This window comes from Streptomyces sp. NRRL B-24085 (genome assembly GCF_001282115.1).
Classification (GTDB): Bacteria; Actinomycetota; Actinomycetes; order Streptomycetales; family Streptomycetaceae; genus Streptomyces.
Map to the genome: position 1 here is coordinate 21,201 of NZ_LJBR01000027.1, position 6,337 is coordinate 27,537.

The window sequence follows — 6,337 nt, forward strand, 5'->3', positions numbered from 1 at the left end:
CAGGGCGTGGCCCGGGCTACCTCAATATCCCTTCCAGGAAGTCGCTGCCCAGCCGCGCCACCACGGTGACGTCGAGCTGGTGCAGGACGTACCGGCCGCGGCGGCGGGTGGTGATCAGGCCCGCCTTCTTGAGGACGCCCAGGTGCCGGGATATCTCCGGGGCGGTCATGCCGTGCACCTGGGCGAGCTCGCTGGTGGTGTAGGCGCTGCGGGCCAGATGCCGGCACAGGCGCATCCGGACCGGATGGGAGAGCGCGCCCAGCCGCAGGGCCAACTGCTCGACCGAGGGCGGGGAGGCGAGCTCGGGGGAGCCGACCGGGTAGTGCAGGGCGGGCTGCCAGCCGTACCGGTGCAGCACGCTCAGGTGCGGCCAGCCCAGGCTCGTCGGGACCAGCAGCAGACCGCCCTCGGCCGTGGCGCTGTGCCCGATGCCCAGCTTGTCGACCGTGATGCGGCCGGCCTCCTCGTCGAGCGTGACCGCCGGCGACACCGCGGTCAGCGCCTCCGCGAGGCCCTTGCGGCGCAGCAGGTCCGTCTTGTGGCGGGCGTCCGCCGTGAGCTGGTGGCGCAGCCGCGACCAGGTGTCCGAGAAGAACGCCTCGTCGCAGTCCTCCACGAACTGCCGGAACCAGGCCCGGATCCGCGGCGGGTCGGCCAGCAGCCGCTCGGCGAACCGCACCTGCCGCGGCCCGCGCGAGGCGGCCAGCTCCAGGGCACGCCGGTGCAGCGCGCTGTCGGAGAGCACACTCGGGCCGTACGAGGAGTACGGCAGCGCACAGGTGAACTCCAGGGCGGCGTCCACGAACTGCTCGTCCGTCAGCTTGTCGAGCAGGTCCAGGTCCTCGGCGATGCAGGACCCGGGGAGCGTGGTCCGGCCCGCGACGCCGGCGAACGGCATGAACAGGTCCGAGAACGTCGTCCGCCACAGGAAGTCCGCCTCGCACATCCGGTCGGCGAGGTGCGGGTCGAGCCGCGCGGTCACGCCCGTCACCCAGGCCTGGAGTCCCGGATGGTGTCCCGGTTCGGCCAGCGCGTGCAGCGCCATGCCGAGCTCGGCCAGGGGCGAGGGCACGACGGCGACCCTCTCCGGCCGCAGCCCCGCGATGTCGATGCGCACGCTCATGACCTCATGGTGCACCCCGCCACTGACAACGCCGTCCCCGATTGACAGGGGCCGTCAATCGACGCGACGCGGCCGCCGCGGCGGCGCAGCCTGGGGGCCATGAGCATCACCCAGCAGCACCTCGTCGACACCTACCGTGCCCGGCACCTCGGCACCTCCGTGCCGCCCGCCCCCGGCACCCATGACGTGCGGGCCGTGCGTGAACTGCGCGAGTACCGGCGCTTCCTGGCGGTCCTCGCGGGACGGCCCGCCCGGGGGCGGGTACGGCACGCGCTGCGCCGGTGGCTGCGACGGCGGCCCGGCCCCGGCTGCCGGCTCACGGGCTGACGTCCCTGGCCACCGGTTCGCCAGCCGGTGCCCCAGGCCACCGGTCCGCCGGCTGACGCCCCTAGGTGCCGGCCTTCGGCAACCGGGAGGCGAAGTCGGCGGCCGCCGCCCGTACGTCCGCCGCCGTCCACTCCAGGGCGGCGGCGCGGACGTAGACCTCGGTCATGGACAGGTCCGGGCCCTTCTCGTCCCAGGCGTTGACGAACAGGGCCGTGCCCGTCTCCTCCGCCTGCCGGATCGCCGCCTCGGAGCATTCGTCGACGCCGTACGGAAGCCAGACCTGGAAGTCGAAGGTGTGCGGCACCTCGGGGTGGACCCGCGCCCACGGCAGTCCGGCCCGGGCGAACCCCTCGCGCAGCGCGGCGGCCACCACGCGCGCGTGGGTGACGTAATCGGGCAGCCTGGGCAGCTCGTGCTCCAGTCCGGCGAGGGCCGACAGGGCGGTCGGGAACTGCTGGAAGACCGCGCCCCCGTACCGGTGCCGCCAGGTCTTCGCCTCCTCGACCAGGCTCCTCGGTCCGGCCAGCGCGGCCCCGCCGAAGCCCTGGAGGGACTTGTAGAACGACACGTAGACGCTGTCCGCGAGGTCCGCGATCTCGGGCAGCGACCGGCCGAAGTGGACGGTGGTCTCCCACAGGCGTGCCCCGTCGAAGTGCACGACCGCGTCCCGCTCGCGCGCCGCTCCCACGAGCTCGGTGAGCTCCTCCCAGGTGGGCAGCAGGAAACCGGCGTCCCTGAGGGGCAGTTCCAGCATCAGCGCCCCGAAGGGCTCCTCGAAGCCGCGTATCTCGTCGGCCGTGGGCTGCCGCGGTTCGCTCGTCACATGGACCGGGCGCAGACCGGAGACCTCCCGGAAGGCGTCGCGTTCGTGCACCTCGGGGTGGGCCAGGGCGTGCAGGGCGACGGTGGGGTTGCCGGTGCGGCCCGCCCAGCAGCGCAGCGCCACCTGCTGGGCCATCGTGCCGGTCGGGAAGAAGGCGGCGGCCTCCTTGCCGAGCAGACCCGCGACCTTCTCCTCCAGGGCCGCGACGACGCCGTTGCCGTAGAGGTCGCCCGGCTCGTCCAGGTCGTAGAGCGTGTCCGCCCCGTCGAGCAGCGCCAGGCGCTCGCGCAGGGGTGCGAGCATGTCCAGGCGGGCCAGCGTGCGCTCCGCGCTCCGGCCGGCGCTGATGCGCCGTGCGCGACGGCGCAGGAGCCGTTCCTCCTCCGTGCTGCGCTCCGCCGGCTCCTCCGGCGTGACCTGCTCCGGTCGTCCCCCGGCGTCCGTCCGCTCGGCCCCTTGCTCCGCTGTGTCACTCATGCGCGGATCATCTCGTGCGCCCCGGGCCGCGGGCACGCCCATTTCCGCACACCCGGCCCACGGAACCCACAGCCTGTGGACAACCGGACGCCCCTCGAACCGATCGCGTTAACATGACGAGAAATCGTCCGGTACCCAGATGCGGACTGGAACGGGAAGGCCGCCGTCGCGTGACTACAGTCCAACAGCCAGACAGCAAGGACCGCCCCGCGCGGCTCACCGTCGGCGTCGTCGGCGCCGGCCGGGTGGGGCCGGCGCTCGCCGCGTCCCTCCAGTTGGCCGGACACCGTCCGGTCGCCGTCTCCGGAGTCTCCGACGCCTCCCGGCGGCGCGCCGAGCTGATGCTCCCGGACGTCCCCCTGGTCACCCCCGCGGACGTCCTCCAGCGCGCCGACCTGGTGCTGCTGACCGTCCCCGACGACACCCTGCCCGGTCTCGTCGAGGGCCTCGCCGAGACCGGCGCGGTGCGGCCGGGCCAGCTCCTCGTGCACACCTCCGGGCGGTACGGCGCGAAGGTCCTGGACCCCGCCCTGCGCGCGGGCGCCCTGCCGCTGGCCCTGCACCCGGCGATGACCTTCACGGGCACCCCCGTGGACGTCCAGCGCCTCGCGGGCTGCTCCTTCGGCGTCACCGCCCCCGAGGAACTGCGGCTGGCCGCCGAGGCGCTCGTCATCGAGATGGGCGGCGAGCCCGAGTGGATCGACGAGGAGAAGCGCCCGCTGTACCACGCGGCCCTCGCCCTCGGCGCCAACCACCTGGTCACCCTGGTCGCCCAGGCCATGGAACTGCTGCGCTCGGCCGGCGTGACGGCCCCCGACCGGATGCTCGGCCCGCTGCTCGGCGCCGCCCTCGACAACGCCCTGCGCTCCGGCGACGCGGCCCTCACCGGCCCGGTCGCGCGCGGGGACGCCGGCACCGTCGCCGCGCACGTCACGGAACTGCGCAAGCACGCCCCGCAGACCGTCTCCGGCTATCTGGCGATGGCCCGCGCGACCGCCGACCGGGCGCTCGCCCACGGACTGCTCAAGCCGGAACTCGCCGAGGACCTCCTCGGGGTACTCGCCACCGGGACCAACGGCGCCGAGGGAGACGCCCGATGACCACGAACCTGCTGCGCACCGCCGGCGAACTGCACGCACGCACGCGTGCGGGCCGCCGGGCCGTCGTGATGACCATGGGCGCCCTGCACGAGGGCCACGCCACCCTGATCCGCACCGCGCGCGAGATCGCCGGACCGGACGGCGAGGTCGTCGTCACCGTCTTCGTGAACCCCCTCCAGTTCGGCGCCGGCGAGGACCTCGACCGCTACCCGCGCACCCTGGACGCCGACCTCAAGATCGCCGAGGACTCCGGCGCGGACGCCGTCTTCGCGCCCGCCGTCGACGAGGTCTACCCCGGCGGCGAGCCCCAGGTGCGCATCAGCGCCGGCCCGATGGGGGAGCGCCTGGAGGGCGCCTCGCGCCCCGGCCACTTCGACGGCATGCTCACCGTCGTCGCCAAGCTGCTCCACCTCACCCGCCCCGACATCGCCCTCTACGGCCAGAAGGACGCCCAGCAGCTCGCCCTCATCCGCCGCATGGTGCGCGACCTGAACTTCGGCGTCGACATCGTGGGCGTGCCCACCGTGCGCGAGGACGACGGCCTGGCCCTCTCCAGCCGCAACCGTTACCTCTCGCCGAAGGAACGCCGCACGGCACTCGCGCTCTCCGGCGCGCTGTTCGCGGGCCGCGACCGGCACGCGGCACAGGAGGCGCTGCGCGCCCGGGCCCGCGAGGTGCCCGCCACACACGCGCGTGCCGAGGCCCTGAGCGCCCTCGGGGAGTCCCGTGCGGCCGCCGACGCGCACGCCGTCGCGAAGGCCCTGCCGGGAGCCCCCTCGGCGGTCCGCGCGGCCGCCCGTCTCGTCCTGGACGACGCCGCGCGCCTGGACCCGCCGCTCGCCCTGGACTACCTCGCGCTCGTCGACCCGTCGGACTTCACCGAGATCGAGGACGACTTCACCGGCGAGGCCGTCCTCGCCGTCGCCGCCCGGGTGGGGACGACCCGGCTGATCGACAACATCCCGCTGACCTTCGGAGCCGCCTCGTGACCACCACCGGCATACGACTGCACGCGCCCGCGCCAGGTTGGTCCATCGACGCGGACGTCGTGGTCGTCGGCTCCGGCGTCGCCGGTCTCACCGCGGCCCTGCGCTGCGAGGCCGAGGGCCTGCGGACCGTCGTCGTCACCAAGGCCCGCCTCGACGACGGCTCCACCCGCTGGGCGCAGGGCGGCATCGCCGCGGCCCTCGGCGAGGGCGACACCCCCGAGCAGCACCTGGACGACACCCTGGTCGCGGGCGCGGGCCTGTGCGACGAGGAGGCCGTGCGCATCCTCGTCACCGAGGGACCCGACGCCGTACGCCGCCTGATCGCGACCGGCGCGCACTTCGACGAGTCCGAGGCGGGCGACCTGGAGCTCACCCGCGAGGGCGGCCACCACCGGCGCCGGATCGCCCACGCGGGCGGCGACGCGACCGGCGCGGAGATCTCCCGGGCGCTCGTCGAGGCCGTCCGCGCGCGGGGACTGCGCACGATCGAGAACGCGCTCGTGCTGGACCTGCTCACGGACGCAGAGGGCCGGACCGCAGGCGTCACCCTGCACGTCATGGGCGAGGGCCAGCACGACGGCGTGGGCGCCGTGCACGCCCCCGCGGTCGTCCTCGCGACCGGCGGCATGGGCCAGGTGTTCTCCGCGACCACCAACCCGTCCGTGTCGACCGGCGACGGCGTGGCGCTCGCCCTGCGCGCCGGAGCCGAGGTCAGCGACCTGGAATTCGTGCAGTTCCACCCCACCGTGCTGTTCCTCGGCACGGACGCCGAGGGCCAGCAGCCGCTCGTCTCCGAGGCCGTGCGCGGCGAGGGCGCCCACCTGGTCGACGCCGACGGCGTGCGCTTCATGGTCGGCCAGCACGAACTGGCCGAGCTGGCGCCCCGCGACATCGTCGCCAAGGGCATCACGCGCCGCATGCAGGAGCGGGACGCCGATCACATGTTCCTCGACGCCCGGCACTTCGGCGCCGAGATGTGGGAGCACCGCTTCCCGACCATCCTCGCCGCCTGCCGCGCCCACGGCATCGACCCGGTCCACGAACCCATCCCGATCGCACCGGCCGCCCACTACGCCTCCGGCGGCGTGCGCACCGACCCCCGGGGCCGTACGACCGTCCCGGGCCTGTACGCGTGCGGCGAGGTCGCCTGCACCGGGGTGCACGGCGCCAACCGGCTCGCCTCCAACTCGCTGCTGGAGGGCCTGGTCTACGCCGAGCGCATCGTGGCCGACATCGCGGCCAGCCGTGCCGGCCTCCACGCGCGCGTGCCCGCCCCCGTCGAACAGCCCGAGAGGCCCGCCCACCCGCTGCTCGGCCCCGAGGCCCGGTTCGCGATCCAGCGGATCATGACGCAGGGAGCGGGCGTGCTGCGCTCCGCCGAGTCCCTGTCCAAGGCCGCCGAACTGCTCCAGCAACTGCACACCGACGCCCGCGACGCCCTCACCGAGAACGGCAAGACGGCCGAGCCCGGCGTCGACACCTGGGAGGCCACCAACCT

At 74.5% G+C, this 6,337-nt stretch carries 6 protein-coding genes; 4 read left to right on the forward strand and 2 right to left on the reverse strand.

Going from position 1 to position 6,337, the window contains the following annotated elements; translation table 11 throughout:
- Nucleotides 1–16: 16 nt before the first annotated feature.
- Nucleotides 17–1,123 (reverse strand): DUF5937 family protein, encoded by a 1,107-nt coding sequence (locus AOJ26_RS03635; protein ID WP_053846702.1) that lies wholly within the window; start codon nucleotides 1,121–1,123, stop codon nucleotides 17–19.
- A 99-nt stretch (nucleotides 1,124–1,222) separates the two neighbouring features.
- Here AOJ26_RS03635 and AOJ26_RS03640 point away from each other — a divergent pair, with 99 nt between their 5' ends.
- Nucleotides 1,223–1,450, forward strand: a complete 228-nt coding sequence (locus tag AOJ26_RS03640) for a hypothetical protein (RefSeq protein ID WP_053846703.1) — start codon at nucleotides 1,223–1,225, stop codon at nucleotides 1,448–1,450.
- Between the two features lie 61 nt (nucleotides 1,451–1,511).
- On the opposite strand, the gene AOJ26_RS03645 is transcribed toward AOJ26_RS03640, so the two are convergent.
- Complete coding sequence (locus tag AOJ26_RS03645) at nucleotides 1,512–2,750, reverse strand: threonine aldolase family protein (protein WP_053846704.1); 1,239 nt, start codon at nucleotides 2,748–2,750, stop codon at nucleotides 1,512–1,514.
- Nucleotides 2,751–2,920: 170 nt separating this feature from the next.
- On the opposite strand from AOJ26_RS03645, the gene AOJ26_RS03650 reads away from it, so the two are divergent.
- From AOJ26_RS03650 to AOJ26_RS03660, 3 genes are all read left to right on the forward strand, one after another.
- Nucleotides 2,921–3,850, forward strand: coding sequence for a Rossmann-like and DUF2520 domain-containing protein (locus tag AOJ26_RS03650; protein WP_053846705.1), 930 nt, complete (start codon nucleotides 2,921–2,923; stop codon nucleotides 3,848–3,850).
- Nucleotides 3,847–4,839, forward strand: coding sequence for a pantoate--beta-alanine ligase (gene panC / locus AOJ26_RS03655; RefSeq protein WP_053846706.1), 993 nt, complete (start codon nucleotides 3,847–3,849; stop codon nucleotides 4,837–4,839). Before AOJ26_RS03650 ends, panC begins: the two co-directional genes overlap by 4 nt.
- The coding region (locus AOJ26_RS03660) for an L-aspartate oxidase (protein ID WP_053846707.1) at nucleotides 4,836–6,337 on the forward strand (1,502 nt) is incomplete at its 3' end. The genes panC and AOJ26_RS03660, both read left to right, overlap by 4 nt.

What these genes read in the sequence shown, in the direction of transcription:
- AOJ26_RS03635 (WP_053846702.1), bottom strand. Translation starts at nt 1,123, where the DNA reads ATGAGCGTGCGCATCGACATCGCGGGGCTGCGGCCGGAGAGGGTCGCC.
- AOJ26_RS03640 (WP_053846703.1), top strand. Translation starts at nt 1,223, where the DNA reads ATGAGCATCACCCAGCAGCACCTCGTCGACACCTACCGTGCCCGGCAC.
- AOJ26_RS03645 (WP_053846704.1), bottom strand. Translation starts at nt 2,750, where the DNA reads ATGAGTGACACAGCGGAGCAAGGGGCCGAGCGGACGGACGCCGGGGGA.
- panC (WP_053846706.1), top strand. Translation starts at nt 3,847, where the DNA reads ATGACCACGAACCTGCTGCGCACCGCCGGCGAACTGCACGCACGCACG.